The organism is Sphingomonas faeni, from assembly GCF_030817315.1.
In the GTDB taxonomy this organism is placed as follows: Bacteria; Pseudomonadota; Alphaproteobacteria; order Sphingomonadales; family Sphingomonadaceae; genus Sphingomonas; species Sphingomonas faeni_C.
In genome coordinates this window covers 746960-772619 of sequence record NZ_JAUSZF010000001.1, presented here as the reverse complement: position 1 = coordinate 772619, position 25660 = coordinate 746960, and the positions used below count along the sequence as shown (strand labels likewise).

The window sequence follows — 25660 nt, the reverse complement described above, 5'->3', positions numbered from 1 at the left end:
TCGCGGTCGCGTCGTAATAGCCGAGCGACTTCAGGAGCCGGACCGCCAGCGCCTCGTCCTCACGAGCGCGTGCCGCGACCTGCGTGGCATTCGCGGCCTTGCCCTTGCCTTCGGACAGCGCGGACAGCGCCTTGTAACGCGCCTCGAGCCCGTCGCCCGCCTCGTCCAGCCCCTTGATCGCGGTGTCGTACCGAATCTCGGGCGCATCCTTGTCGACAATGTCGGCCGCAGTCTGCAGCGGCGTAGTGTCGAAGCTCGACAGCGGCGTCAGCGGCTGCGCCAATTGCGGATCGCTTGGGCCGGTCGGGGGCAGCACGTCGCCGGTCACCGTGGTCGCGGGGGTCGTTGCCGTCGCAGGCGTCGCGGCTTGCGGCGTAGCGGTGGACATCGGTTCGAGCGGTGCGTTGAGATCGCTGCTTAGCGGCGGCAACGAACTGTCGAACTCGGCATCGGGCACGATCGCCGCATCGGACCGCGGGTCGTTCGCCTGCCCGTTCGCCTGCCCGTTCGACTGCGGCCGATCGCTGGGCTTGGGCGCGTTGGGACCCTTGGCCGGGGCGGTGCCCGGCTGTGCGATCTGCGCGGAAACCGGTCCCGCGAACCCCGTAGATGACGCTACCAACGCCAGAGCGAGCCAATGATGCCGGCTAGTCGAAGCTGTCACACGATCCCCTTCATGGGAGGTGTTCGTGTTCGACCAAACCCCCATCTCCGTCCCGTAACGCACGGACGACGGCTTGGTTTCACTAAAATTTACCTCAAACGCAGCCGATCAATCCGCCGACCGGTACGACCACGGTATCGCGGCTCGGGCGGTCGATCCGTAGCGTCGCCGCGGTGACGGTCGCGCCCGCGGTGATGTCGGCACGCGTCGAGATCGCGAGGTCCAGTGTCGCGGTCACGTCGTCACGTCGATACTGCGTGATTCCGCCAAAGCCGAAGCCGATCGGGTCCGACTGGGTCGCACGGGCGAAATCCAGGACCTTGCCGTCGATCGCGAGCCGGATCTGTGCGGGGTCGGCGCTCGCCATCGCCACCATCTGGCGGTTGACGTCGAGCGTCCAGAGATAGGCGGCACATCCCCGCGCGGGAAGTTTCTGCTGCCCGATCGCGCTGAGCGGACTCGCGCCCGGGTTTGGCCCCGGACTTTGCGGAATCGATGGTGTCGCGGCCTGGAGCGCGAGGACGAGGGCAAGCATCATGGCGCAAGACCTATCATGAAGAGCCAGGCCGGATAAGCCGCGATCGCCAGCAATGCGCCGAACGGCAGCGCGGTATCCGCGGCCATCGCCCGCCCCTTGAGATGCGCGGCGAGCACGACGCCGAGCCCGATCATGCTTGCGATCAACAGCACGGCAGGCAACATCTGCCAGCCGAGCCACAGGCCGATCGCGCCGAACAGCTTCGGATCGCCGCCGCCCATACCGTCACGTCCTCGCAAACGTCGATAGCCGAACGCGACCAGCCACAAAATGCCGAAGCCGGCCGCACCACCGATCAGTCGTTCGGCGATCGGCGGCTCGATGCCGAGTGCGGCACTCGCCAAGCCGGCCAGCGCCAGCAACAGCGTGAGACGATCGGGTAGCCAGAACGCGACGAGGTCGAGGCTGGCAAGCGCGAGCAGCAGCCAGCCGAACACCGCACCGGCGATCCCGACCGGCCCCGGCGCAACGATCCCTGCGGCTACGCCGATCGCTAGGGCGGCGAGCTCGATACGCCAGTGCACCGGACTGATCGCTACGCCGCACCCGCGACACCGTCCGCGCAGCACAAGCGCGCTCAGCAACGGCACCAGTTCAACAGGGTTAAGGATCCGCCCGCACCCGTCGCACGCCGACCGGCCCTGCATAACCGAACGATCGTCAGGCCAGCGGATCACCAACGCCGCGATGAAACTTCCGAGGATCGCGCCGAGCACGCCCAGCGCCATCGCCCAGACAGTGACCTCAGACATCGGCGACCTCAGACAGCGGTCATCTCAGACACCGGTCTTGCGGATAAGATAGCGATAGACGCCCAGGAGGTTGATGCCGAACAACACGATGTTCTGCGTGCCGAGCGCCCAGTCCCCGGTCAAGGCCGCCCCGCTCAGCCAGGCGATCGACGAGCCCACGAACAACACGAACCCCCACCCCGTCACGCGTCGCCCGAAATCGAGCGACACCATGAATGCCGCGATCACGCCAGAGGCTGCGGCACACCATTTGAGCGTCGTGATGAGTGTTTCCATGCCGACGGGTCTAGGCGCATCCCGCCCTGCTTTGTATTGCCGCACATCAACCCCAGATACGGGGGCATAAGAATATATGGAGAGTGAAGTGGCCGCCGATCGAGATCCCATCGTCATCCTGTCCTACGCGCGTACGCCGATGGGATCGTTCCAGGGCGCACTTGCTGGCGCTACCGCTACGCAACTCGGCGCCGACGTGGTGCGCGGTGCGGTCGAGCGCTCGGGCGTGCCCGCCGCCGAGATCGAGCGGATCTACATGGGCTGCGTACTGCCCGCGGGGCTCGGCCAGGCGCCTGCCCGACAGGCGGCGATCAACGCCGGGCTGGGCGATCACGTCGAGGCGACCACGGTCAACAAGATGTGTGGATCTGGCATGCAGGCGGCGATCCTTGCCGCGGATGCGCTGGCGGCCGGCTCGGTCGACCTGCTCGTCGCGGGCGGCATGGAGAGCATGACCAACGCGCCGTACCTGTCGAAGAGCCACCGCGGCGGAGCGCGGATCGGCCACGACCGAATGTACGATCACATGTATCTCGACGGGCTCGAGGATGCGTACGAACCCGGCAAGCTGATGGGCAATTTCGCGGAGGATACCGCGCACGAATACCAGTTCACGCGCAAGCAGATGGACGATTACGCGATCGAATCGCTCCACCGCGCGCAGGCCGCGCAGAAGTCCGGCGCGTTCGACCGAGAGATCGTCTCCGTCGATATTGCCGGCCGCAAGGGCACGACGACGGTCTCGCTCGACGAGCAGCCGGCCAAGGGCGACGTCGCCAAGATCCCGACGCTGAAGCCCGCCTTCTCGAAGGACGGCACGATCACCGCCGCCAACGCGTCGTCGATCTCCGACGGCGCGGCGGCCCTGGTCATGACGCGCGCGAGCGTCGCCGAGCGCCTCGGCATCACGCCGATCGCGCGCGTCGTCGCGCACGCCGCGCACGCGCACGCGCCGTCGCTGTTCACGACCGCGCCGGTATTCGCGATGCGCAAGGCGATGGAGAAGGCCGGCTGGTCCGCGTCGGACATCGACCTGTTCGAGGTCAACGAAGCCTTCGCCGTCGTCGCAATGATCGCGATGCGCGACCTGGGATTGCCGCATGACAGGGTGAACATTCACGGCGGCGCGTGTGCATTGGGCCATCCGATCGGCGCAAGCGGCGCGCGGATCCTCGCGACTTTGTTGTCGGCCCTCGAAACCACCGGCCAGAAGCGCGGCCTCGCCTCGCTCTGCATAGGCGGCGGCGAAGCGACAGCAATGGCCGTGGAATTGATGCGCTAGTCCTCTTCCCCCCTCCCTGAAAGGGAGGGGCCGGGGGTGGGTAGGCTTCCGCATCACGCGACACCCGCCCAAACCACGCCCCCCCAACCCCTCAGGGCAAAACCTCACCAGCCTCCACACCCCAAAGCCCGCCAATCTGAACGAACCCCGCCTGCCCCTTCACATCCATCCGGCACCACCCATTCCCGCACTGGCTAATCCGCCCGACCACCCCAGGCGCCGCGCGCCACAGCAACCGGCTCCCCGAAACGGGCTTCTCCCGCAACGCCACAGCCCCAGCCCCCCGCACGATCGCGGTCCGCGTGCCGCTCAACAAATTCGCCTGCATCCAGCCTTCGGTCCCGTCGGGATCGGCGATCCTGCGCCATTGCTTGAAGATCGCCACGACCTTGATCGGCAGATCCTGGCGTTGGTACAGCCAGCTCGCCGGATACGTCCGTGCAGGTCCCGTCCGCATCCGCGCACGGCTAGCCGAGATCGACGCATAATAGGGCACGCTTCGCTTGGTCGCGTCGGGCGCCGCCGCCGCCGGGTCGGGCACCAGCGCGGTGGCAACGAAAACGGAGAGCGCGGCGGCGAGAATGCGCATGGTCATGTCCTAACTGGCGAGGCGACGTCCTATCGCGACGAACCGCTTTCCTCAACCGAAGTTGACGGCCCGACGTTGACGGGCACGAACGGCTTCGCCAAGCCGTCCGCATGACCGACACACGCCGCTGTCCGAACCCGAAGGTCGTCGTCACTCGCGAGCTGGCCGATACGCTCATGGACCGGATGGAGGCGCTGTTCGACACGCACAACAACCGTGCCGACACCAAGCTCGACCGCGACCAGCTTGCCGCGGCGATGGCCGATTGCGACGTGCTGGTGCCGACCGTCACCGACGACATCGACGCGGCGCTCATTGCAGGCGCGGGCGACCGCCTGAAGCTGATCGCGAACTACGGCGCGGGCGTGAACCACATCGACCTGAAGGCGGCGCGGGCACGCGGGATCATCGTCACCAACACGCCGGGGGTCCTTACCGAGGACACGGCGGACATGACGATGGCGCTGATCCTGTCCGTCCCGCGCCGCCTGGCCGAGGGCGAGAAGCTGGTGCGCTCCGGCCAATGGAAGGGCTGGAGTCCCGGCGGGATGCTCGGCCACCGGATCGGCGGCAAGGCGCTCGGCATCGTCGGGATGGGACGGATCGGCCAGGCGGTCGCGCTCAGGGCGCGCGCGTTCGGGCTGACGATCCATTATCACAATCGGCAGCGCCTGCCCGCGGTCCGCGAGGCACAATTGGCAGCGACGTTCCATGCGTCGCTCGACGACATGCTTGCCGCCGTCGACATCGTCACGATCCACACGCCGCTCAATCCCGACAGCCGCAACCTGCTGGACGCGCGCCGGATCGCGCTGATGCGGCCGCATGTGTACCTGATCAACGCGGCGCGCGGCGGGATCGTCGACGAGGCGGCACTGGTCGAGGCGCTGGAGAACGGGCGGCTGGCTGGCGCGGGGCTCGACGTCTGGGCGCACGAGCCGGCGATCGATCCCCGACTGCTCGCCTTACCCAACGTCGTGATGTTGCCGCACATGGGGTCCGCCACGCTGGAAGGGAGGATGGCGTCCGGCGAACGCGTCATCCAGAATATCCGGATGTGGGCGGATGGCCACCGCCCGCCCGACCAAGTGCTCGACGGCTGGATCTGAGTCGGCCGATACAATCGGCGTCGATACTTCGGAACCGATACCGCGGTGCATCATTTGTTGGATATCCCCGGGAAAACAGGAGTATCCGAGATGAAGAAGTTTGCCGTTTCCGCCCTGCTGGTCGCTTCCGCCGTATCGATGAGCGCATGCTCGACGCTCAAGGGCGCGGGCATCGGCGCAGCCGGCGGCGCAGGCGTCGCCGCAGCGACCGGTGGTAGCGTCGAGAAGGGTGCGGCCGTTGGCGGCGCTGGTGGCGCCGTGGTCGGCACCGTCGCCGACTGACCTGAGCGTTTTTGCGGCCCCAGGTCGCGCCCCGGGGGGAGGACACGGAACCTAGGTTCCGCGTTCCTCCCCCCCGCCTGGCAAGTGCCAGCCACCTCCCCCTTGCGAGGGAGGATCAAGACAATTCCTTAAACCGCGCGCATCCAGTGCGTCCGTGCGACCGTTCCGGTCAGCACCTTCGATCCGAACGCCTTGATGATCTTCGCGGCATCCGCGCTGTTCATGAGCACGACCCTCGTTCCACCCGATGGCAGAGTCTCGATCGCGCTGATGATCGCGTCATGCTTCTTGCACATCGCGACGACCTGGGGCTGTTCGACGCTGACGTTCACCGCGCGCGAGATCGGCACGACCGTGTCGCTACCCGTCGTCACGATGCGACCCCTGAGATCACGATGGCAGAATAGATGGTCATGCGGCATTCCCGGCTTGGAGCGGGAGCGCAAAGCATCTCTCAGTCGCAGCCTGCCCGTACGAAGCGCCGCGATGCGTCAGCTATGCGCGCTATCGCGCCGAACGGCAATGGCGCAGCAAGCGTTGCTACGTTCGCACCCGCAGCAACGCGAGGCCGAAACCGATGAAGATCACGCCCGTCATACGGTCGAACGCACGACGCAGCGCCGGTCGTGTCAGCGACCGCGCGAGCGTCCGTCCACCGGCCGCATAGACGCCGTACCAGAAGCTCTCGAACACCGCGAAGGTCGCCACCAGGATCGCGAATTGCGGTACCCGCGGTGATGCGTTGTCGATGAACTGCGGAAGGAAAGCGGCCGCGAACAACAGCAGCTTGGGGTTGCTGATACCGATCGCGAACCCGCCCCGGAACAGCCGCGCGGCAGACCAGGTCGCGGGAAGGCTGTCGCTGCCGACGTCGAGCGGCGACCCTGCCCCACGCCAGGCCTTGATACCGAGGAAGATCAGGTATGCGACGCCCGCATAGCGTAGCGCATCGAAAACGCGCGGCCACGCCGCCAGCAACGCGGACACGCCCGCCGCCGATGCTGCGAGGACGAGGACCAACGCGGTAAGGCACCCGGCCATCGCCGCCATGCTGCGCCGCGCGCCGAACGCGATGCTGCGCGTCATGATGTGCAGCATGTTCGGCCCCGGCGTCCCGCACAACAGGAACACCGCGACCGCGAACAGCCACCATGCGTGCAGCGTCATATGCGGTTCCTATTCCCAGCGGCCGACCTGTTCGATGCTTTCCTCGTCGAAGCAAGGCGCAACCGCATTCGAACGACGGTTCGCCCCTCCCTTGTTCTCCCGCGAAGGCGGGAGCCCAGTCTGGGTCCCCGCCTTCGCGGGGAAACATGCGACTTTAGCCACCGCCTCACATTCAGGTCAGGCGGTGGCTGAAAATTGCACAACGCCCCAGCCTCAATCCCCCGTCAGGATCCGATCCACGAGCTGCCCGACACTCGGCACGAACCCGTTCGAATAGAACGGGTCCTTCTTGAAATTATACGCCGCATGCCCGGCGAACATCAGGTTCTGGTCGATGTCCCCGCCATGCGCGATGTCCTGCAACGTCTTCTGGATGCAGAAGCTTCGCGGATCGGCGAGGCGACCGGTCGAGTTCGTCTCGGTATCCGCCCAGCTCGAGAACGAGCATTGCGACAGACAACCCATGCAGTCCGCCTGATCCTTGCGGATCATGCCCTTCTCGGTCGGGCTGACGAACACGAGCGTATTGTCCGGCGTCTTCAGCGCGTCGGTATAGCCCTCGCCAAACCACTGGCGCGCGCTCAGCAGGTCGTTGCGCGTGACCCAGAAGTTCTTGCCCTTCACGCCGACGTCGAGCTGGAAGATATGATCGCCAGCTTCCTGCGTCGAAAACGCGATCTGGCGCTCGGACCGAGCTTCAAGCGAACGCAGGAACGGATTGCGCACCGCCGACGAATAGAACCCGGTCGGCGAGAATTTGTGCAGCAGCACGTCGCCTTCCTCGATCTGCGTCAGCGCGTCCTTCCACCCCTGCGGGATCGGGCTTTCGCGCGTCAGCAGCGGCCGCGTGCCGAACTGGAACGCGATCGTGCCCAGTTCCGGATTGTCGATCCAGTCGTTCCAGTCGCGCAGATACCAGACGCCGCCCGCCATCACGATCGGCACGTCGTCGCTGATGCCGCCTTCGCGCATCACGTCGCGCAGTTCCTTGACGCGCGGATACGGGTCCTGCGGCTTCAACGGGTCCTCGGCGTTCGACAGGCCGTTATGCCCGCCAGCAAGCCACGGATCCTCGTACACCACCGCCGCCAGCCACTCGGCCGCCTTCGAATAGGCACGCTTCCACAATGCGCGGAAGGCACGGCCGGAACTGACGATCGGAAGGTAGCTGACGCCGTAGGATGCGGTGATCTCGGACAGCTTGTACGGCATGCCTGCGCCGCAGGTGACGCCTGCGACCTTGCCGCGCGTGCGTTCGAGGACACCGTGCAGGATCCGCTGCGCGCCGCCCATCTCCCACAGCACGTTGATGTTGATCGCGCCCTTGCCGTCAGCGATCTCGTAGGCGCGCTCGACCTGCTGGACGGCGCCTTCGATCGCGTACTGGACGAGTTCCTCGTGGCGGTCGCGCCGCGTCAGCGCCGCATAGACTTGCGGGATGATCTTGCCTTCGGGATCGTAGCTGTCGGCGTTGACCGCAGAAACGGTGCCGATACCCCCGGCCGCAGCCCAGGCGCCGGCCGACGCGTGGTTGGTCGCGGCGACGCCCTTGCCGCCCTCAACCAGAGGCCAGACTTCCCGACCGTTATAGACGATAGGCTTCAGGCCCTTGAACACGACGTCACCTCTCCCGGAAAATACGGCCCCCTATATCGCAAGGACGCAGCGTGCGAGCAATATTACGACCTAGGTTAGCGCGCCCGGACGGTTCAGGGCATCTTCGTACAGCGCGCGATAGCGAGCGATCATAACCGCTTCGTCGAATTCAGCCCTCGCCTTGGCCTGGTTCGCCGCGCCTACGGCGGCTCGCAAGGCGGGATCGGCGACCAGTGCCTGCAACGCATCGCGCAGCCTCACCTCGTTGGCAATGTCGGTCACGAACGGTAGATTCTCAGGGGAAACCATCCGCTTGATGTCACCGACCGGATAGCTCGCGATCGGCAGGCCCGCCGCCATCGCCTCGACCACCGAGATCGGAAACTGTTCGCTGCGCGACGACACCGCCAGCATGTCGAAATGGCCGATATAGCGGTAGGGGCGATCGAGAAATCCGGGCAGCACCAGCTTGTCCGCCATCCCCATCGCCGCGGCCGCCTGCACGATGTTCGCGCGCTCCGGGCCCTCGCCGACGATCACGAGGCGCACGCGTCCGGACACACCGCCGACCGCACGGACCAGCGCGGTCAGATCCTTCACGTCGCGTAAGCCAGCCAGCGCGCCGATCACGACTTCCTTGGCATTGCGCGTGAAGCCCGGGATCGCCTTGGGTTCGGGCTTCTGCGCGTAATAGGCCGTGCCGATCCCGTTGACGATCCGGTGCACGCGCTCGCGCGGCTGTTTCCAGGTTTTCAGCGCGATGCCCTCGAGCACCTCGGAGGGCACCGCCAGCGCATGCGCCGCACCCAGCGCGAGCCGTCGATAGATGTTGCGCTCGATCTTGAGCCCGCCCACCTCGTCGGCGTTGAACCCATCCTCGTGATGCACCAGCGGCGGCGCACCCTTGGCGAACGCGCGGCGCGCCATCGCCCCGTCGATCGCACCCCAGTTGTAGGTCAGCACCAGGTCGAACCGTCGCATATACTGCGCGATCGCCTCGTAGCGCTTGACCGACGGCTTGCCCGTCAGCGGCGGCGGGTTCTGCGCGATCTCGTAACGGATACCCTTCGCGATCGAGTCCCGCGCGCTCAACGCGTCGGGTACTCCGGAAATGATGGTGTGTTTCGCGCGATCGCCGAACGCGTTCATCAACCGAACCGCCCGCGCCTCCTTGCCGCCGAGATCGAACGAGGAGTGGAGGTGGAGGATGTTCACGGGAGTGGCCATGGCGGACGCGATGCCGATTTCTCCGCGAGCTTTCAAGAGCTTCCGCATCGGCAGTGATCGCGGTCATAACTTTGGAGCACTATGATGACCGCCTCTTTCCATAAGCCATGACTAGATACTGTATTTCCATTAACTACGTGAATTTCGAGATGTTAGCTTTATGTATTCGTTTCGGATCATTAAACTACGGATATGGACCATGATGTGCACGCAACAACATCGAATCATTGCTAGTCATTACTTCCAAGAAAATCTTAGGAGGGACCTAGCCATGACTCATTATGATTTCGACAGCAAAGCAATCGATAGCGTACTTGAAGCAGCGCAGCAGCACAGCACTGCCCTCAAGCAGTCTTCGGTAAACCATCAGACCGATATCTCATCTGGTGGAAAGCTCGTTCTCGGCGCGACCTGCATCTCCGTCACCGTCCAAAACGGCAAGGTCTGCATCAACCTCCCGCTCGGCTTTGGCTCGGTCTGTCTGCCAATCCCGGCGATCTTCCCGAGCGGCACCGCGGCGCAGGCCTGCCTCGACATCTGCACGACGTGGGGCGTGCCGACCGGGATCAAAGTGAGCGTGTCAGTCGCCGGCCGGACCGTGGTCCAGCAGACGTTCGGCTATTGCTGAATTGAGGGAACCGGGTCGACGCGCTGCGGCGTGCACCGACCCGGCTTCCGTTCACGCCGCGAACACATCCTTGGCGACATGCGTGATCCGGCATGCCAAATCCGCCTCCCCGCTTGCCACCACGTAGAAGTCGCCTGCGTCGGCGATGCCCGTCGTGAAGACCACGTTGTCGACGTACATGCTGTCCTTCAAAGGCTCGGTCAAAGCCGGGTTGGCTTCCAGCAGCGCGCTATGCTCGGTCGCGACGGTGATCGACGGATCGTCCTTGTCCAGGATCGACCAGTACGTCCGATAGATCCCGACCACGCCCGACGGCTCCACCCCATGCCAGAGCGTAAGCCAGCCCCGATCGGTCAGGATCGGCGGCGAACCGCCACCCATTCGCGCGGTCGAGACGGTGGCGGCGTGCGGCCGGATGCCGGGCTTATCGTGCGGCTTCCAGTGCAGCGCGTCGGGTGAGCGCGACAGGTTGATCGACGGGCCGGCACGCCATTCGCTGCCCGGCGGATAGGCGAAATACAGGTCGCCGAGCGGCCGGGTCTGCGCCCAATACTGACCGTCGATCAGCCCCTCGAAGATCAGCATGTCCTTGTTCTGGTGATCGAGGACGATGCCCTCGAGCTGCCAGTCGAGCGCATCGGCGGACGAATACAGCGTCGTCGAATGTCGCTCCGGGCTGACCGAACACGTCGTCATCAGGTAGCGGTCCCCGACCTTTGAAATCCGCGCATCCTCGACGCCGTAGCATTGATAGGATTTCTGCGGGGCGATCGCCTTGTCGTAATGCACCGCGACGACCGAACGCCCCTCGGCATCCAGCTCGACCGGTAACAGCCACGACAGCGAGGTCAGCGCCATCACCTTCCACCCGCCGCCGGGGATCAGGAATTTGCGCGGATCCTTGGTATCCACCATCGACAACGGCCACGCATCGCGCAGATACGCGCCGTCCTGCCAGCGGATCGCGTGGACGTTGCCGTCCTTGATCGGCTGCTTCAACGCTTCGGCGACACGGACCATCAGCAACAGGTTGCCGTTCGCCAGCCGCGTCATCCCCGGATTGAACGCGCCGAGCACATAGGTCTCGGCACCGACCTTCCCCGCCAACGGCGAGCGCGACAGGTCGATGTCGGCGGGAGTGAAGACGAGCTGATCGAACATGCTATTCTCCTTGGTACGTTGTTGCAGACATTACGTCCCAACCATCTTCGTCCCCGTTTCCGTCCGCCCCCCCCTTCCGTTCGCCCTGAGCGAAGTCGAAGGGTGTGCCCCAAGCGACGGTGCTTCGACTTCGCTCAGCACGAACGGAATTGGGAGACCGATCAGGATCGACGACTCGTCATTCCCCTTCGAGCGCCCGCGGCACGATCACGATCTGCTGGATCACCGACCGGGTCGGCTGCGTCAGCAGGAACTCCACCCCGGCCGCGATGTCCTCGGCGCGCAGCATCTGCTCCGCCTCGATCATCTGGCGCTGCTTGTCGTCGGGCACGTCGGGATACTGCATGTCCGACCCGACCTTGCCCGGCTCGACCAGCGACACCCGGATCCCCTTGGGACCGAGTTCGCGCCGCAGCGCCTCCGAGAAACCGGCGATCCCCGACTTGATCCCGGCATACACCGTGGAGCTGGGCCCGAGGATATGCGCGCTCAGCGAGCCGATGATGACCATGTCGCCAATCGGGGCCATCCGGTGCGCGGCATGGTGTGCGCTGAGCAGGTATGCGGTGAAGTCGACCGCGATCGCGTAGCGCAGTTCGTCCTCGGTCATCTGCATCAGCCCACCGGCCGCGACCGCCGCGTTGACGACGGTGATGTCGAACCCGCCGAGATACGCCTCGCCCGCATCGAAGAACGCACGGACCTTGTCGGGGTCGGCAAGCTCGGTGATCATCCCGTCGCCTTCGCCGACCTCTCGGATATGGGCCAGCGCGTCGCGCAGATACCGCTCGTCGCGCCCGCAGACATAGACCTTCGCGCCTTGGGCAGCGAGCATCACCGCGATCGCCCGGCCGATCCCGGTCGTGCCCCCGGTAATGATCGCACGGCGACCCTTTAGCGGGCGGGCGGTCGTGTGGAGGTCGGCGCGTTCGGTCATCGAGTTTCCCGGCTTGTCAGTAGCGTCCACGCCTAACGCGCAGGTTTAGCGGGCTGTCCCTAGGCGCGGATCGCCGCACCCTCAAGCGCACGCGCCAGCAGCCGGTCGATCGGATCCTGCAGCATCGCTTCGCTGAGCGTCGGCGCGTGTCCCACGCCCGGCACCGTCACCAGCTCGGCATGGTCGATCGACGCCGCCATCCGCTCCGCCGTCGCCGCCGACAGCAGGTCCGATCGCCCGCCACGCACGATCAGCGTCGGCACGTCGCGGAGCGAGGCCAGCGCCTGCCACATGTCCGGCCCGGCCTCGTTGCCCGGCACCCGAAACGGCTCGGCGATCTTCAGGTCGTAATCCAGCACGATCCGCCCCGAACTGTTCAACCGGTACAGCCGCTTGGCCATCGCCAGCCAATCCTCGATCGCGAAGTCGGGATAGACGTCACCGTTGTTCTCCGCGACGCAGCGCGCTGCGTGCATCCAGGTCGGAAAGACGCTCGCCTTGCCAACATAGCCGCGGATCCGCGACAGCCCCTGCGCGTCGATCTCCGGCCCCACGTCGTTGAGCAACGCCGCCATCATCCGCCCCCGCGACGGCCCCGCCATCAGCATCGTCACGATCCCGCCGAGCGACGTACCGAACGCGATGTAGCGATTGATACCCTGTTCGATGAGCAACGCCTCGACGTCCTGCACGTACGTCAGCGGCACGTACGACATCGGGTCCTTCGCATACGCGCTCTCGCCCCGCCCGCGAAAGTCGATCGCGATGACCCGCCAGCGCCCTGCCAGCCTTGCCGCCAGCGCATCGAAATCGCGCGCATTCCGCGTCAGCCCCGGCATGCAAATGATCGGCGGCTGCCCTTCCGCTCCGCCCGGATAGTTCCGCGCGTGCAGTCTCAGCCCATCATTGGACCACCAATAGAGGTTTTCGTAAGCAGCCATGGTTGCGTCCTTTGGGTAGCGGCCACCATATCGCCGCATGCCCATCCGCCCGCAAGCCTATCGCCCCGAAACCGAACTCCTGACGCTCGGCGACGGCTTCTTCGATCCCGTAGCCCCCGCCGACTTCCCCGAGACCCGGCTCCGCTTCCGCAACGACCGCGCCGCCGCACAGGTTGGCCTCGACGCGCTCACCGACGACGAGTGGACCCGCCACTTCGGCCGGTTCGAGCCGCTCGCCGACACACTCCCCCAGCCCTTCGCGCTCCGCTATCACGGCCACCAGTTCCGCAGCTACAACCCCGATCTCGGCGACGGCCGCGGCTTCACCTTCGCGCAGATGCGCGACGACCGCGGCCGGCTGATGGACCTCGGCACCAAGGGCTCGGGCCAGACTCCCTGGAGCCGCGCCGGCGACGGCCGCCTCACGCTCAAGGGCGGCGTCCGCGAAATTCTCGCGACCGAGATGCTCGAGGCACTCAATGTCCCCACCTCGCGCACGCTCTCGCTGATCGAGACCGGCGAGCAGTTACAACGCGGCGACGAGCCCAGCCCGACACGCTCCGCCGTCCTCGTCCGCCTCAACCACAGCCATGTCCGCATCGGCAGCTTCCAGCGCCTCGCCTACCACCGCGACGAAGCCGCCTTGCGCAAGCTCGTTGGCTACACGCTGCGCAACCTGTATGACGAAGACAGCGACGACCCGGTCCGCCTGCTCGACCTCGTCGTCGGCCGAACCGCGCGGCTCGCGGCGCGCTACATGGCGGCGGGCTTCGTCCACGGCGTCCTCAATTCCGACAACATCAACGTCACCGGAGAGAGCTTCGACTACGGCCCCTGGCGCTTCGCCCCGACCTGGGACCCTGCCTTCACCGCCGCATATTTCGACCATCAGGGTCTCTACGCGTTCGGCCGCCAGCCCGAGGCGATCCATTGGGACGTGATGCAACTCGCCGTCGCCCTCCGCCAGATCGCCGACAGCGACCCGCTAGTGGCCGCGCTCGACCAGTTCGGCCCGCGCTACCAACCCGAAGTCACGCAGGCGATCCTGTGGCGGCTCGGCGTCCGCCCCCGCGATCCGGACACCGACCAGACCCTCGTCCAGGCCACCGAACGCGCACTCCGCGCTTCGGGCGTCGGCATCGACCGCTTCTTCTTCGACGCATTCGGCGGAGCCCTGCCCGAAACCTACGCCGAACCCTGGGCCGAAGTCCGCGCCGCGCTGGCCTCCTACGAACCACGGAAAGACCGCTCGCACCCCTATTGGTCTGGCGAGCCTTGCAGCATGCTGATCGACGAGGTCGAAGCGATCTGGGCACCGATCGCCGACCAGGACGACTGGACCCTGCTCAACGCCAAGGTCACCGCGATCCGCAACATGGGCGAAGCGCTAGCCGAATAACCGCTCCCCTCCCTGGAAGGGAGGGGTTGGGGGTGGGCCGGCCCGTGAGATGCTCTATCGCCCGCCAAACAGCCGACCCACCCCCGACCCCTCCCTTTCAGGGAGGGGGGAAGAAGGCGCAAAGACCGCCCGCATCCCCAATTGGTCGGGCGAGCCGTGCAACAGGGGCCAAGCGCTAGCCGAATAACCACTCCCTTCCCTGGAAGGGAGGGGCTGGGGGTGGGTCGGCCCGTGAGATGCGCTATCGCCCGACAACCAGCCGACCCACCCCCGACCCCTCCCTTCCAGGGAGGGGGGAAGAAGGCGCAAAGACCGCCCGCACCCCCAATCGGTCGGGCGAGCCGTGCAACATGGGCAAAGCGCTAGCCAAATAACCGCTCCCCTCCCTGGAAGGGAGGGGCTGGGGGTGGGTCGGCCGGTTCGAGCCGCAAACGTCTGAACCCATGGAACCCGGCCCACCCCCGCCCCCTCCCTTTCAGGAAGGGGAGAAGCAGCGCGGCGCATCCCAGTGGAAACCCGCCGCGAATCAAGGCAAAGAGTAACGCATGCCCGACGAGATCATCTCCTACGAGCCGGCCACCGGGGCGGTCCTCTGGCGCCAGCCGATCGGCGACGTCGATGCCGAAATCGCATGCGCCCGCGCCGGCTGGTCGAGCTGGGCCTCGAAACCGCTCGCCTTCCGGATCGAGACGATGCGGCGCTTCGCCAACATCGTCCGCCAGCGCAACGACGCCTTCACCGACCTGATCGCCCGCGAAACCGGCAAGCCGATCTGGGAAGCGCGCGGCGAAGTCGAGACCGTCATTGCCAAGGTCGACATCTCGGTCAGCGCCTATGCCGATCGCACGGCACAGCGCCGGCTGGAAGCGACGATGGGCTCGCGGATCGCCGTCCGCCACAAGCCGCACGGCGTGCTCGCGGTGCTCGGGCCGTACAACTTCCCCGCGCACCTCCCCAACGGCCACATCGTCCCGGCGCTGATCGCCGGCAACGCGGTCGTCTTCAAGCCGTCCGAAAAGACGCCCGCAGTCGGTGCGCTCCTCGTCGAATGCTTCCGCGCCGCCGGAGTCCCCGCGGAGTGTATTCGCCTCGTCATCGGCGGCCCGAACGAAGGCAAGGCGCTCGCCGCGCACCCCGACATCGACGGTCTGCTGTTCACCGGCTCGGCCAGCACCGGCCTCGCGCTCAACCGCGCCTTCGCCGACAAGCCGGAGAAGATCCTCGCGCTGGAGATGGGCGGCAACAACCCGATCGTCGTCTGGGACACGCCCGACCTGCACACCGCAGCGATCCTCGTCATCCAGTCCGCCTTCACCACCGCAGGCCAGCGTTGCACCGCGGCCCGTCGGCTGATCGTCGACACCAAGCTCTATGAGCCCTTGATCGCCACCGTCGACAAGATGGTCGGCCGGATCATCGTCGGGGAGCCGCACGCCAATCCCGCCCCATTCATGGGCCCGGTGATCGACAACGAAGCCGCCGGGCAACTGACCGACAGCTTCCTCGAACTGCTCAAGCGCGGCGGCCGCCCGATCCGCCACCTCGAACGCCCGGTCGAGGACATGCCATTCCTCAAGCCCGCGCTGATCGACGTCACCGACATCGCCGACCGCCCCGATATCGAGCTGTTCGGCCCGATCCTGCAGGTCATCCGCGTCGACGATTTCGACGCCGCGATCGCCGAGGCGAACAACACGCGCTACGGCCTGTCCGCATCGTTGATCAGCCAGACGCCCGCGCTCTACGACCGCTTCTGGGCCAACATCCGCGCCGGGATCGTCAACTGGAACAAGCCGACCAATGGCGCTTCGTCGGGCGCACCGTTCGGCGGCATCGGCTGGTCGGGCAACCACCGCCCAAGCGCCTACTACGCGGCCGACTACTGCGCCTACCCCGTCGTCAGCAGCGAATCCGAAAGCGCCCGCGCGAGCATCGGCATTGGCCTAGCCGACGGGTGACGGCAAAATTGGCGTAGCCCATGATATCGATTGGGGGCTCGGTAAATACGCCATCCGTCATTCCCGCGCAGGCGGGAACCCATACTGGCAAGCTTTGCCGCAGGATTGCATTCGTCCGAGGACATGGGTCCCCGCCTCCGCGGGGATGACGAGTGGTCGTCAGGCCTGCCGACCCGGCGCAAAAGCAATCCTACCCACCGCCAAAGCATCATTCGGTTGCAGCACAGCGCCCATCCGCCCATCTCCGGTCGCATGGCAAGCCTCCTAGACCCTACCGCCCGCGGGCGCGTCATCCTCGTCGGGGCGGGCCCGGGCGATCCCGGTCTCCTGACCGTCCGCGCGGTCGAGGCGTTGAAGACCGCCGACGTCGTCGTGCATGACGGACTGATCGACCCACGCGTGCTCGACATCGCGCCGCCGTCGGCACAGCGCATCTCGGTCGCCAAGCAGCGCGCACGCCACACGCTGCCGCAGGAGGCGATCAACGCGCTGATCATCGCGCACGTGAAGACTGGCGCGATCGTCATTCGCCTCAAGGGCGGCGACCCGTTCGTGTTCGGTCGCGGCGGTGAGGAAGTCGAGGCGGTCCGCGCTGCCGGCCTCCCGGTCGAGGTGATCCCCGGCGTATCCGCTGCGCTCGGTTGCGCCGCCGAAGCGATGCTGCCGCTCACCCACCGCGATCATTCCAGCGCGGTCAGCTTCGTTGCAGGCCAGTGCAAAGGTCTCAGCGACCAGAACTGGGCCGGACTTGCTGGCCAAGGCCGCACGCTCGTCATCTACATGGGCATCGCGTCGGCTACCGACATTGCCGACAAACTGATGGCCGATGGTGTCGCGCCCGACATGCCGGTTGCCGTGCTCGAGCGCGGCACGTTGCAAGGCAGCCGGGCGATCCGCACGCTACTGGCCGACCTCGGTGCGATGGTGACTCGCGAGGCCGTCAAAAGCCCCGCGATCATCGTCGTCGGCGAAGTCGTCGAACTGTCGGACGCCGAAGACAAACTCGCCCGCTGGGCTCGCGTAGCAGAGGACGCCGCCGCATGAAGCTGTTGACCGGAAACGACCTTCCCACCGGCGATGTCGTGTGGTGGACCGGCAACGGCTGGTCGCGCCATGTCGAGCACGCGGTCGACGTCGGCGTTGCAGGTGAATCCATCCTCCAGGCCGAGGAAGGCGCACGCCGCGTCAACGTGCCCTATTTGATCGGGGCGACGCAAACCGACGAAGGCCCCCGCCCCGCCCACATCAAGGACCGCATCCGCGCTTTAGGCCCGACGATGCGGCCCGATCTGACCCTCAAACCCGCCGACCCGACCGCCGGCAGCTGGGTGATATGATTCACGCAAAGCCTGTCCTGAGCGAAGTCGAAGGAGCGCGATGGCGCGAAGAGGTTAGCGAGAAGGTGTTTCACGCGGAGACGCGGAGACGCGGAGGTGTTGCGCTTGCCGCGCAGCGGCCTTCACACTCGCTAGCCGCTTCAGCTTTGCTGCCCGCAAGCGCGGGTGCTTTCTCCTCCGCGTCTCCGTGTCTCCGCGCGAACAGAATTCTTCTGAATCTCTTCGCGCCATCGCGCCTTCGCGTGAACCAATCCTTCTCCGGAACCCCGCATGTATAAATACGACGAATACGACCAGGCGATCGTCGACCAGCGCGTCGACGAATTTCGCGATCAGGTCCGCCGCCGCCTCTCTGGCGAGCTGACCGAGGATCAGTTCAAGCCGTTGCGGCTGATGAACGGCCTGTACCTCCAGCTGCACGCATACATGCTGCGCGTCGCGGTGCCGTACGGGACGCTCGACGGCCGTCAGATGCGGATGCTCGGGCATATCGCGCGCAAGTACGATCGCGGCTACGGGCACTTCACCACGCGGCAGAACATCCAGTTCAACTGGATCCAGCTCGACCAGACCCCGGACATCCTCCAGGAGTTGGCGACGGTCGAGATGCACGCCATCCAGACCAGCGGCAACTGCATCCGCAACATCAGTTCGGATCAGTTCGCCGGCGCCGCCGCGGACGAGGTCGCCGATCCGCGTCCCTGGGCCGAGCTGATCCGCCAATGGTCGACCTTCCATCCGGAATTCACGTACCTCCCGCGCAAATTCAAGATCTGCGTGATCGCGGCGGACGAGGATCGGGCGGCGATGCGCCTCCACGACATCGGCATTGGGCTGCACGTTCGCGACGGCGAACTCGGCGCGAAGATCTATGTCGGGGGCGGCATGGGCCGCACGCCGATGATCAGCCACGAGATCCGCGACTTCGTCCCCGCCGACGACCTGATGAGCTATCTCGAAGCGTGCCTGCGCGTCTACAATCGCTACGGCCGCCGCGACAACATCTACAAGGCGCGGATCAAGATCCTGCTCCACGAGATCGGCCCCGACGAATATTGCCGTCAGGTCGAGGAGGAGTTCGCCGCGGTGAAGGGCTTGGGCCTCGATCCGCCGCGCGCCGAACTCGAGCGCATCACCAGCCACTTCGGCGCGCCCGATTTCGACCAGAACGCGTCGACCGATATCGACCGCAGCGATCCCGACTTCGCCGTCTGGCTCGACCAGAACGTGAAGGCGCACAAGCAGCCGGGCTATGCGATCGTCAACATCAGCCTGAAGCCGATCGGCGGCATCCCGGGCGACGCGTCGGCGGACCAGATCGACGTGATGGCCGACCTCGGCACACGCTACAGCTTTGACGAACTGCGGGTCACGCATGCGCAGAACATCGTCTTGCCGCATGTTCGCAGTGCCGACCTGCACGCGGTGTGGTCGGCGCTGAACGACGCCGGGCTCGCTGAGGCCAATCTCGACCTGATCAGCGATATCATCGCCTGCCCCGGCCTCGATTATTGCAGCCTCGCCAATGCGCGCTCGATCCCGCTCGCACAGAAGATCGCGACCCGCTTCGGCAGCCTCGATCGCCAGCGCGACCTAGGCGAACTGAAGCTCAAGATCAGCGGCTGCATCAACGCGTGCGGGCATCATCACGCGGGCCACATCGGCATTCTCGGCGTCGACAAGAAGGGCACTGAGAATTACCAGCTCTCGCTCGGCGGCTCGGGCGCAGAGGACGTCAGTCTCGCGAAGATTACCGGCCCCGGCTTCTCGGAGGACGGCGTGGTCGACGCGATCGAGCGCGTTACCGACCGCTATCTTCAGGTCCGCGAGACCGGCGAGCGCTTCCTCGACACCTACCGCCGCGTCGGCTTCGAGACGTTCAAGGAGGCGATCTATGGTTGAGTATCCGGACCAGACGCTGCTCCGCTTCCGCGACGACGAGCCGCATGACGAGCCCGCGGTGACGCTCGACTCGTTCATCGGCCAGAGCAACGCGGCGGCCGTGCGGTTGGAAGCGGGCGACGATGCACGCGCGCTGTTGCCGCAGATCGACCAGCTCGCGCTGATCGAGGTGAGCTTTCCCGGCTACCGCGACGGGCGTGGCTATTCGTCCGCGCGCATCCTTCGTGAGGCGGGGTATACCGGCGAATTGCGGGCACAGGGCGACGTGCTGGTCGACCAGATCCCGCTGATGCGGCGCTGCGGGTTCGACAGCTTCGCACCCCAGGCACCGATCGACATCGACGTGCTGCGCGCCAGCCTGGAGCGCTACGACACGCCGTACCAGAAGGCGGCGGACGGTGCGGTGCCGGTGTGGAAGCTGCGCCATGGGTGAGCCAGCACGCAAGCTCGACATGATCGACGTGACGCCCGCATTCACGCGCGCCGACGCGATGGCGATGCAGGACCGGTTCGAGGGCGTCTCCGCGCAGGAGATGCTGTTCGAACTGCTGGTCGGTGAGTTGCGCGGACGGATCGCCGCGGTGTCCTCGTTCGGCGCCGAATCCGCGGTGCTCCTCCACATGATCGCCCAGGTCGACGTCGAAGTTCCCGTTATATTCACCAACACCCAAAAAATGTTCGGCGAAACCTTGGCGTACCGCGACGAGCTTTCGGAGAAACTCGGGTTGACCGACCTGCGCGTGTTTCGTCCCGATCCGCGCTTGCTGGCGATCAAGGACAAGACGGGGTTGCGGTGGTCGTACGATCCGGATGGGTGTTGCGATCTTCGCAAGGTGGAGCCGTTGCGTCGCGCGCTCGCCCCGTTCGATGCGTGGATTTCGGGGCGTAAGGGGTTCCAGTCGGGGACTCGTACCGCGCTCCCCCGCTTCGAGGAGGACGAGGGCCGCTTGAAGATCAATCCGCTCGCCGACTGGGACAAGGCCAAGCTCGACGCCTATTTCGCCGAGCACGAACTGCCGCGGCATCCGCTCGAGGCGCAGGGGTATCTCTCGATCGGCTGCGCGCCTTGTACGACCAAGGTTGCGCCGGGAGAAGACCCGCGCGCAGGCCGCTGGCGCAGTTTCGACAAGGTGGAATGCGGCATCCACGCGCCGACCGATTACGATCCGATGATTTGATCCAATTCCTTCGCCCCTTCGGGGAGAGGGAGTTGGGATGCAACGTCCCGAGCCTCACTCCCCTCTCCCTTCCCACCGCAAGGGCGGCGGGGCCCTTCCCTCTCCCCGGAGGGGTGAGGGACTTAAGCAATCAATACTCCGCGAGATCCGAGAACTTCGTGATCGTCGGGTCGAACTTCATCCGCACCTTGCCGGTCGCGCCGTGGCGCTGCTTGGCGATGATCAATTCCGCCAGACCATACACCCGCTCCATCTCCGCCGCCCACGACGCATGGTCCTCGAAAATCTTCGAGCTATCCCCTTCCGCCGGCCGCTTGGGCTCCTTCGACGCGACGTAATAATCCTCGCGGTACACGAACCAGACCATATCGGCGTCCTGCTCGATCGAGCCGGACTCGCGCAGATCCGAGAGCATCGGCGTCTTGTCCTCACGTGATTCGACAGCGCGCGACAGCTGCGACAGCGCCAGTACCGGCACGTTCAGGTCCTTCGCCAACGTCTTCAGCCCGCGCGAAATCTCGGAAATCTCCTGGACGCGGTTGCCGTCCTTGCTCTTGCCCGATCCGGACAGCAGCTGGAGGTAGTCGACCACCACGAGCCCGATCTCGTTGTTGTGGCGGCGCTGCAACCGGCGCACGCGCGTATGCAGCGCGCCGATCGACAGGCCGCCGGTGTCGTCGATGAACAGGGGCAAATTCTCAAGCTCAGCAGCGGCGGCGGCCAACTGCGCGAACTCGGTCCGACTGATCTTACCCATGCGGAGCGATTCGGACGAGATCTGCGACTGTTCGGCGAGGATACGCGTCGCGAGCTGATCCGCGGACATTTCCAACGAGAAAAACGCGACCTTCGCGCCGACCGAGTCCTTAGGGGCGATCCCGTCGGCCATGTCGCGCATCCAGCGCCGCGCGGCGTTGAACGCGATGTTCGTGGCGAGCGACGTCTTGCCCATGCCCGGACGACCGGCGAGGATCATGAGATCGCTGTGATGCATGCCGCCGATCTTGGCGTTGATCGAATCGATGCCCGTGGTGACGCCCGACAGATTGCCGCCGGAGTTGAGCGCGCGCTCGGCCATCTTGACCGCCGCAGTCGTCGCCTGCGCGAACGACTTCACGGTGTTCTCGGACCCGCCATCCGCCGCGACCTTGAACAGTTCTTCCTCGGCGAGCTCGATCTGCGCGCGCGGATTGACCTCTTCCGAGGTATCCATCGCACGGTCGACCAGCGTCCGTCCGACCGAAACGAGCGCGCGGAGCATGGCGAGGTCGTAGATCTGCTGCGCGAACTGGCGCGCGCCGATCAGCCCCGCACCGCTGCCCGTCAGCCCGGCCAGATACGCCGGCCCGCCAAGCTCGCGCATACCCTCGTCGGCATCAAACATCGGCCGTAGCGTTACCGGCGTCACCAGCATGTCGTTGCCACGCAGCGTCTTGATCGCGGCGAAGATCCGCCCGTGGACGGGTTCGAAGAAATGACCCGGTTCGAGCTTGTCGACGAGATCGTCCGCCAGCCGGTTGTCGATCATCATCGCGCCGAGCATCGCGGCTTCCGCCTCGACGTTGCGGGGAAGCTGTTGGGGTTCGGGGACAGCGGGAACGGGGAATGCGAGAGTTGCCATCTGCTTCACCTACGCGATGGACGGGTCCTCGTCCAAGCTGCTCGCGCCGGAATGCTGGGGATAAGTGACAGGGCGAATGCGCGCCGCTATCGAACCGGTATGGCCGACCCGCGGATCATCGATGTGCAACTTGACGAGACCAGTCTCGGCTGGCGCTCGCCCGATGTCGAGCAGGAGCGGCGGATCGCAATCTTCGATTTGATCGAGGGCAATCACTTCGCCCCGCAGCGTGCCTACCCGGACGGCTATGCCGGCCCCTACAAGATCAAGCTCCAGTCGGAGGAAGGACGCCTCGGCATCCATATCCACCGCGAGAACGACACGCATCTCGAGACTTTGGTGCTAGCGCTCGGCCGTTTTCGCCGCCCGATCCGCGACTATTTCGCGATCTGCGACAGCTATTACCAGGCGATCCGGCAATCCTCCCCGGCGCAGATCGAAACGGTCGACATGGCGCGCCGCGGCGTCCACAACGAAGCCGCCGAGCTGCTCAAGGAGCGTCTCGACGGCAAGATCGAGGTCGATTTCGACACCGCGCGACGGCTGTTCACGCTGATCTGCGTTCTCCACATCCGCAACTAGAAGACCCATGGCTCACGGACTTTTGAAATTCGCGGCCGCGCTGGCCGCAACCGGCTTTGTCGGTATCTGCGGCTGGACCGCGGCAACTGGATGGCACCCCAACGTCAAACACTATCCGTTGCAGGGCATCGACCTTGCGGAGAACCCCGGCTCGGTCGAATGGGGCACGGTGCGCGCGAGTGGTGCCGACTTCGCCTATATCGTCGCGACGTCGGGCACCGACCGCCGCGATCCGACATTTGAGGGGAATTGGGCGGCGCTTCCCGAGGCCGGCCTGCGACGCGGTGCGGTCCATGTCTATTCGCTGTGCCAGCGCGCGGACGAGCAGGCGAACGCTTTCAACACCTTCGTGCCGCGTACGTCGGACGCATTGCCGACCGCGGTCGATATCGCGTTCCACGACGACTGCACCGCGCGGCCCGACCGCGCGACGCTGATCGCCGACATCGCGCAGTTCGTGACCATGGTTGAAACGCACACGAGGCAGCCGGTGATGCTGCGAATCAGCAAGGCAGTGGACGGGAAATACACGCTGTCGGACGCGGTGCCCCGGCCGCTATGGGCGGTGGAAAATATCCTCAAGCCCGACTACACCGCGCGACCGTGGCGGATGTGGCGGGCGAGCGATTTCCGCCGTATCGACGGGATTGAGGGACCAGTGAATTGGGACGTGGTGGCATCGTGACTGATCAAGCAACGCAACTCGTGGCCGCAGCGCGCGACGCCTCGCGCAACGCTCACGCGCCCTATTCGCGGTTCGCGGTCGGTGCGGCCGTGCTGCTCGATGACGGCAGCGTCATTACCGGCGCGAACTTCGAGAACGCCAGCTATGGTCTGTCACTGTGCGCCGAAACCGTCGCGATCGCCACGGCCAGCGCTGCGGGTCGGCTGCGCGATATCGTCGCGATCGGCGTGATCGGCGGCGCGATGGACGCCGAGGGCCGCGTAACCGGCGGTTCCCCGGTGAGCCCCTGTGGGCGCTGCCGTCAGATCATCAACGAGGCCGCGCAGATGGGGAAGCGCGACCTCCCCGTGCACTGCGGCGCGGCGGAAGGCGATGCGATCCGCACCTATGTCGTATCTGAATTGCTTCCCGACGCGTTCGGTCCCGCCGATCTCGGGATCAGCTAGGCCGCGCGTCCGGTTGGAAAGCCGCCGGTACTGCCTTTCCGGCGATGCCTGGCATGATACTCGACGCGGCCGAACAGCAGATCGAGATCCTCGCGGCTGACGTCGAGCGTCTCGCCGAGATCGGCTAGCGCCTTGTCCAGGTCCTCGGCCTGCAGCGCAGCATTGATCGGCGCAGGTGCGATCCCGGCAACACGGTGCGGATAACTGTGCCCGGAGAACCGGTGGAACAGGACTCCGCACAATGTCAGGATGACCGAGTTCACCCCAATCGGTATGAGTACGAACGCGAAGCCAGCGTCGAGGACGGCAGGGCCGCTGACGATCGCGGTCAGCGCCACCGCGCCAGCAGGCGGATGAAGCGAGCGGGTCAGCGACATCACGAGGATCGCCGCGCCTACCGCGAGCGGCGCCGCGAGTTCGGGCGCCGGTACGAGCATCCTTACGGCGACACCCACGAGCGCAGAGACCGTGTTTCCGCCGATCACCGGCCAAGGCTGTGCGAGCGGGCTTGCCGGGACGGCGAACACGAGCACCGCGGCGGCTCCCATCGGTGCCGCAATCAGTAGGAATGCGCCGTGCGGGTGAACGAACGCTGCACTGATTACGCTGGTTAAGCCGATGCCGAGCAGCGCGCCCAGACACGCCAGGAGGCGATCCTTGAGGTTTGCTCCCGCGAGATTGGGATCGAAGAATTTGCGCATGCGGGACACCTGTGAATGATGCCTCGCCCTTATGGCCAGATCGTCGGCAAGTCACGGCGACCATGTCCGACCGGGTCAGGCTTGAACGACCTTTTCGTAAAATCCTCGGAACCGCATGCTGGGCGCAAACACGTAAGTCTGGCCAATAACGGTTTGACCGACCCCCATCACCAATATGCCTTCAGGCCTCATAGCCTTCGCGATTTTCGGAAACACCGCGCTCTTCGTGTCGGCGGACGAGTACAGCAGCATGTTGCGGCACAGGACGATGTCGAACTGTCCGGACGGTGGCGGATCGGATACTAGGTTCATCCGGCGGAATGCGATCATTCCGAGGAGTTCGGGTTTGGCGATCCAGTCGCCTCCGGCCGTGTCGAAGCAGCGGATCATGCGACGCACCGGCAGGCCGCGCTTGATGTCGAACTGCAAGAACCGGCCGGACCGCGCGCGCGCGATCCCGGCGTCAGACACGTCCGTGGCGAGGATCTCCGGCATAGGCGCTCCGCCGGCGTGCCGCTCGGCGAACTTCATCGCTAGCGACAGCGGCTCCTGCCCCGTCGAACAGCCTGCGCACCAGATACGTGCTCGACGGCTATCGCGCTCCGCTGCGGCGACCGCCTCGGCAAGCATTTCGAATACCTGCGCATCGCGGAAGAACGAGGTCTCCTGATTAACCAGCGCATCCACGATCGAGCGCCGATC

General features: G+C 65.7%; 28 protein-coding genes. 14 read left to right on the top strand and 14 right to left on the bottom strand.

All coding sequences use genetic code 11. The features are described from left to right. Positions 1-758: 758 nt before the first annotated feature. Genes QFZ54_RS03685 through QFZ54_RS03675 form a run of 3 tightly spaced genes read right to left on the bottom strand, consistent with a single transcriptional unit; the run spans position 759 to position 2230 of the window. On the bottom strand, positions 759-1202 hold the full coding sequence (locus tag QFZ54_RS03685) for a hypothetical protein (protein ID WP_307084535.1): 444 nt from the start codon (positions 1200-1202) through the stop codon (positions 759-761). Continuing rightward, a complete protein-coding gene (locus QFZ54_RS03680) occupies positions 1199-1954 on the bottom strand; it encodes a prepilin peptidase (RefSeq protein ID WP_307084533.1) in 756 nt (251 codons plus the stop codon). The genes QFZ54_RS03685 and QFZ54_RS03680 overlap by 4 nt, the downstream gene beginning before the upstream one ends. 24 nt (positions 1955-1978) lie before the next feature. Next, positions 1979-2230 carry a hypothetical protein gene (locus tag QFZ54_RS03675; protein WP_307084531.1) on the bottom strand — a complete coding sequence of 84 codons (252 nt, stop codon included), beginning with the start codon at positions 2228-2230 and terminating at the stop codon, positions 1979-1981. Positions 2231-2318: 88 nt separating this feature from the next. Here QFZ54_RS03675 and QFZ54_RS03670 point away from each other — a divergent pair, with 88 nt between their 5' ends. Further along, complete coding sequence (locus tag QFZ54_RS03670; RefSeq protein WP_373458432.1) at positions 2319-3512, top strand: acetyl-CoA C-acyltransferase; 1194 nt, start codon at positions 2319-2321, stop codon at positions 3510-3512. 91 nt (positions 3513-3603) lie between these two features. Here the strand turns inward: QFZ54_RS03670 and QFZ54_RS03665 are convergent, their stop codons facing one another. After that, on the bottom strand, positions 3604-4107 hold the full coding sequence (locus QFZ54_RS03665; RefSeq protein ID WP_307084527.1) for an SH3 domain-containing protein: 504 nt from the start codon (positions 4105-4107) through the stop codon (positions 3604-3606). 104 nt (positions 4108-4211) lie between these two features. Here QFZ54_RS03665 and QFZ54_RS03660 point away from each other — a divergent pair, with 104 nt between their 5' ends. Both QFZ54_RS03660 and QFZ54_RS03655 read left to right on the top strand, forming a co-directional pair. After that, the gene (locus QFZ54_RS03660) at positions 4212-5210 is read left to right on the top strand and encodes a 2-hydroxyacid dehydrogenase (protein WP_307084525.1); all 999 of its coding nucleotides are present in this window, start codon (positions 4212-4214) and stop codon (positions 5208-5210) included. Positions 5211-5300: 90 nt separating this feature from the next. Next, on the top strand, positions 5301-5492 hold the full coding sequence (locus tag QFZ54_RS03655; protein ID WP_093399163.1) for a hypothetical protein: 192 nt from the start codon (positions 5301-5303) through the stop codon (positions 5490-5492). Between the two features lie 128 nt (positions 5493-5620). On the opposite strand, the gene QFZ54_RS03650 is transcribed toward QFZ54_RS03655, so the two are convergent. The 4 genes from QFZ54_RS03650 to QFZ54_RS03635 all read right to left on the bottom strand — a co-directional run bounded on the left by QFZ54_RS03650 (position 5621) and on the right by QFZ54_RS03635 (position 9482). Beyond that, positions 5621-5866, bottom strand: a complete 246-nt coding sequence (locus QFZ54_RS03650) for a hypothetical protein (RefSeq protein WP_307084522.1) — start codon at positions 5864-5866, stop codon at positions 5621-5623. A 166-nt stretch (positions 5867-6032) separates the two neighbouring features. After that, positions 6033-6659, bottom strand: a complete 627-nt coding sequence (locus QFZ54_RS03645) for a LysE family translocator (protein ID WP_307084520.1) — start codon at positions 6657-6659, stop codon at positions 6033-6035. Between the two features lie 213 nt (positions 6660-6872). Next, positions 6873-8276, bottom strand: a complete 1404-nt coding sequence (locus QFZ54_RS03640; RefSeq protein ID WP_307084518.1) for an NAD(P)H-dependent flavin oxidoreductase — start codon at positions 8274-8276, stop codon at positions 6873-6875. A gap of 69 nt (positions 8277-8345) precedes the next feature. Continuing rightward, complete coding sequence (locus tag QFZ54_RS03635) at positions 8346-9482, bottom strand: glycosyltransferase (protein ID WP_307084516.1); 1137 nt, start codon at positions 9480-9482, stop codon at positions 8346-8348. A 271-nt stretch (positions 9483-9753) separates the two neighbouring features. Here QFZ54_RS03635 and QFZ54_RS03630 point away from each other — a divergent pair, with 271 nt between their 5' ends. After that, positions 9754-10110 carry a hypothetical protein gene (locus tag QFZ54_RS03630; protein ID WP_307084513.1) on the top strand — a complete coding sequence of 119 codons (357 nt, stop codon included), beginning with the start codon at positions 9754-9756 and terminating at the stop codon, positions 10108-10110. Between the two features lie 51 nt (positions 10111-10161). On the opposite strand, the gene QFZ54_RS03625 is transcribed toward QFZ54_RS03630, so the two are convergent. The 3 genes from QFZ54_RS03625 to QFZ54_RS03615 all read right to left on the bottom strand — a co-directional run bounded on the left by QFZ54_RS03625 (position 10162) and on the right by QFZ54_RS03615 (position 13149). Further along, complete coding sequence (locus QFZ54_RS03625; protein WP_307084511.1) at positions 10162-11271, bottom strand: glycoside hydrolase family 130 protein; 1110 nt, start codon at positions 11269-11271, stop codon at positions 10162-10164. A gap of 178 nt (positions 11272-11449) precedes the next feature. Then, positions 11450-12208 (bottom strand): SDR family oxidoreductase, encoded by a 759-nt coding sequence (locus QFZ54_RS03620; RefSeq protein ID WP_307084508.1) that lies wholly within the window; start codon positions 12206-12208, stop codon positions 11450-11452. Between the two features lie 59 nt (positions 12209-12267). Further along, positions 12268-13149, bottom strand: a complete 882-nt coding sequence (locus QFZ54_RS03615; RefSeq protein ID WP_307084506.1) for an alpha/beta fold hydrolase — start codon at positions 13147-13149, stop codon at positions 12268-12270. Between the two features lie 37 nt (positions 13150-13186). Between QFZ54_RS03615 and QFZ54_RS03610 the strand changes: the two genes are divergently transcribed. The 7 genes from QFZ54_RS03610 to QFZ54_RS03580 all read left to right on the top strand — a co-directional run bounded on the left by QFZ54_RS03610 (position 13187) and on the right by QFZ54_RS03580 (position 20923). Next, the gene (locus QFZ54_RS03610) at positions 13187-14548 is read left to right on the top strand and encodes a protein adenylyltransferase SelO (protein ID WP_307084503.1); all 1362 of its coding nucleotides are present in this window, start codon (positions 13187-13189) and stop codon (positions 14546-14548) included. A 545-nt stretch (positions 14549-15093) separates the two neighbouring features. Next, positions 15094-16506 (top strand): succinylglutamate-semialdehyde dehydrogenase, encoded by a 1413-nt coding sequence (astD, locus tag QFZ54_RS03605; RefSeq protein ID WP_307084501.1) that lies wholly within the window; start codon positions 15094-15096, stop codon positions 16504-16506. Between the two features lie 252 nt (positions 16507-16758). Then, the gene (cobA, locus tag QFZ54_RS03600) at positions 16759-17550 is read left to right on the top strand and encodes a uroporphyrinogen-III C-methyltransferase (RefSeq protein ID WP_307084499.1); all 792 of its coding nucleotides are present in this window, start codon (positions 16759-16761) and stop codon (positions 17548-17550) included. Next, on the top strand, positions 17547-17843 hold the full coding sequence (locus QFZ54_RS03595) for a DUF2849 domain-containing protein (protein WP_307084497.1): 297 nt from the start codon (positions 17547-17549) through the stop codon (positions 17841-17843). Before cobA ends, QFZ54_RS03595 begins: the two co-directional genes overlap by 4 nt. 270 nt (positions 17844-18113) lie before the next feature. Beyond that, a complete protein-coding gene (locus QFZ54_RS03590; protein ID WP_307084495.1) occupies positions 18114-19745 on the top strand; it encodes a nitrite/sulfite reductase in 1632 nt (543 codons plus the stop codon). Further along, complete coding sequence (locus QFZ54_RS03585) at positions 19738-20178, top strand: DUF934 domain-containing protein (RefSeq protein WP_056050673.1); 441 nt, start codon at positions 19738-19740, stop codon at positions 20176-20178. The genes QFZ54_RS03590 and QFZ54_RS03585 overlap by 8 nt, the downstream gene beginning before the upstream one ends. Then, positions 20171-20923 carry a phosphoadenylyl-sulfate reductase gene (locus QFZ54_RS03580; protein WP_307084488.1) on the top strand — a complete coding sequence of 251 codons (753 nt, stop codon included), beginning with the start codon at positions 20171-20173 and terminating at the stop codon, positions 20921-20923. The genes QFZ54_RS03585 and QFZ54_RS03580 overlap by 8 nt, the downstream gene beginning before the upstream one ends. 130 nt (positions 20924-21053) lie before the next feature. On the opposite strand, the gene QFZ54_RS03575 is transcribed toward QFZ54_RS03580, so the two are convergent. Continuing rightward, on the bottom strand, positions 21054-22544 hold the full coding sequence (locus QFZ54_RS03575) for a replicative DNA helicase (RefSeq protein WP_056050676.1): 1491 nt from the start codon (positions 22542-22544) through the stop codon (positions 21054-21056). A gap of 99 nt (positions 22545-22643) precedes the next feature. Between QFZ54_RS03575 and QFZ54_RS03570 the strand changes: the two genes are divergently transcribed. From QFZ54_RS03570 to QFZ54_RS03560, 3 genes are read left to right on the top strand one after another with little or no spacing between them, the layout of a single operon-like run. Then, on the top strand, positions 22644-23126 hold the full coding sequence (locus QFZ54_RS03570; RefSeq protein ID WP_307084484.1) for a UPF0262 family protein: 483 nt from the start codon (positions 22644-22646) through the stop codon (positions 23124-23126). 7 nt (positions 23127-23133) lie between these two features. Further along, a complete protein-coding gene (locus QFZ54_RS03565; protein WP_307084481.1) occupies positions 23134-23811 on the top strand; it encodes a glycoside hydrolase family 25 protein in 678 nt (225 codons plus the stop codon). Further along, complete coding sequence (locus QFZ54_RS03560) at positions 23808-24257, top strand: cytidine deaminase (RefSeq protein WP_307084479.1); 450 nt, start codon at positions 23808-23810, stop codon at positions 24255-24257. Before QFZ54_RS03565 ends, QFZ54_RS03560 begins: the two co-directional genes overlap by 4 nt. Here the strand turns inward: QFZ54_RS03560 and QFZ54_RS03555 are convergent. Both QFZ54_RS03555 and QFZ54_RS03550 read right to left on the bottom strand, forming a co-directional pair. Next, positions 24254-24958 (bottom strand): HPP family protein, encoded by a 705-nt coding sequence (locus tag QFZ54_RS03555; protein ID WP_307084477.1) that lies wholly within the window; start codon positions 24956-24958, stop codon positions 24254-24256. The two genes, QFZ54_RS03560 and QFZ54_RS03555, sit on opposite strands and share 4 nt — an antisense overlap. A gap of 75 nt (positions 24959-25033) precedes the next feature. Continuing rightward, positions 25034-25645: a CheR family methyltransferase gene (locus QFZ54_RS03550; RefSeq protein ID WP_307084475.1), complete on the bottom strand. Its 612-nt coding sequence runs from the start codon at positions 25643-25645 to the stop codon at positions 25034-25036. Positions 25646-25660: the final 15 nt, after the last annotated feature.

Excerpts from the sequence above, each read along its gene's own strand:
- QFZ54_RS03685 (WP_307084535.1), bottom strand. The coding sequence starts at position 1,202 with ATGATGCTTGCCCTCGTCCTCGCGCTCCAGGCCGCGACACCATCGATT.
- QFZ54_RS03680 (WP_307084533.1), bottom strand. The coding sequence starts at position 1,954 with ATGTCTGAGGTCACTGTCTGGGCGATGGCGCTGGGCGTGCTCGGCGCG.
- QFZ54_RS03675 (WP_307084531.1), bottom strand. The coding sequence starts at position 2,230 with ATGGAAACACTCATCACGACGCTCAAATGGTGTGCCGCAGCCTCTGGC.
- QFZ54_RS03665 (WP_307084527.1), bottom strand. The coding sequence starts at position 4,107 with ATGACCATGCGCATTCTCGCCGCCGCGCTCTCCGTTTTCGTTGCCACC.
- QFZ54_RS03660 (WP_307084525.1), top strand. The coding sequence starts at position 4,212 with ATGACCGACACACGCCGCTGTCCGAACCCGAAGGTCGTCGTCACTCGC.
- QFZ54_RS03655 (WP_093399163.1), top strand. The coding sequence starts at position 5,301 with ATGAAGAAGTTTGCCGTTTCCGCCCTGCTGGTCGCTTCCGCCGTATCG.
- QFZ54_RS03645 (WP_307084520.1), bottom strand. The coding sequence starts at position 6,659 with ATGACGCTGCACGCATGGTGGCTGTTCGCGGTCGCGGTGTTCCTGTTG.
- QFZ54_RS03635 (WP_307084516.1), bottom strand. The coding sequence starts at position 9,482 with ATGGCCACTCCCGTGAACATCCTCCACCTCCACTCCTCGTTCGATCTC.
- QFZ54_RS03630 (WP_307084513.1), top strand. The coding sequence starts at position 9,754 with ATGACTCATTATGATTTCGACAGCAAAGCAATCGATAGCGTACTTGAA.
- QFZ54_RS03625 (WP_307084511.1), bottom strand. The coding sequence starts at position 11,271 with ATGTTCGATCAGCTCGTCTTCACTCCCGCCGACATCGACCTGTCGCGC.
- QFZ54_RS03620 (WP_307084508.1), bottom strand. The coding sequence starts at position 12,208 with ATGACCGAACGCGCCGACCTCCACACGACCGCCCGCCCGCTAAAGGGT.
- QFZ54_RS03615 (WP_307084506.1), bottom strand. The coding sequence starts at position 13,149 with ATGGCTGCTTACGAAAACCTCTATTGGTGGTCCAATGATGGGCTGAGA.
- QFZ54_RS03610 (WP_307084503.1), top strand. The coding sequence starts at position 13,187 with ATGCCCATCCGCCCGCAAGCCTATCGCCCCGAAACCGAACTCCTGACG.
- astD (WP_307084501.1), top strand. The coding sequence starts at position 15,094 with ATGCCCGACGAGATCATCTCCTACGAGCCGGCCACCGGGGCGGTCCTC.
- cobA (WP_307084499.1), top strand. The coding sequence starts at position 16,759 with ATGGCAAGCCTCCTAGACCCTACCGCCCGCGGGCGCGTCATCCTCGTC.
- QFZ54_RS03595 (WP_307084497.1), top strand. The coding sequence starts at position 17,547 with ATGAAGCTGTTGACCGGAAACGACCTTCCCACCGGCGATGTCGTGTGG.
- QFZ54_RS03590 (WP_307084495.1), top strand. The coding sequence starts at position 18,114 with ATGTATAAATACGACGAATACGACCAGGCGATCGTCGACCAGCGCGTC.
- QFZ54_RS03585 (WP_056050673.1), top strand. The coding sequence starts at position 19,738 with ATGGTTGAGTATCCGGACCAGACGCTGCTCCGCTTCCGCGACGACGAG.
- QFZ54_RS03580 (WP_307084488.1), top strand. The coding sequence starts at position 20,171 with ATGGGTGAGCCAGCACGCAAGCTCGACATGATCGACGTGACGCCCGCA.
- QFZ54_RS03575 (WP_056050676.1), bottom strand. The coding sequence starts at position 22,544 with ATGGCAACTCTCGCATTCCCCGTTCCCGCTGTCCCCGAACCCCAACAG.
- QFZ54_RS03570 (WP_307084484.1), top strand. The coding sequence starts at position 22,644 with ATGGCCGACCCGCGGATCATCGATGTGCAACTTGACGAGACCAGTCTC.
- QFZ54_RS03565 (WP_307084481.1), top strand. The coding sequence starts at position 23,134 with ATGGCTCACGGACTTTTGAAATTCGCGGCCGCGCTGGCCGCAACCGGC.
- QFZ54_RS03555 (WP_307084477.1), bottom strand. The coding sequence starts at position 24,958 with ATGCGCAAATTCTTCGATCCCAATCTCGCGGGAGCAAACCTCAAGGAT.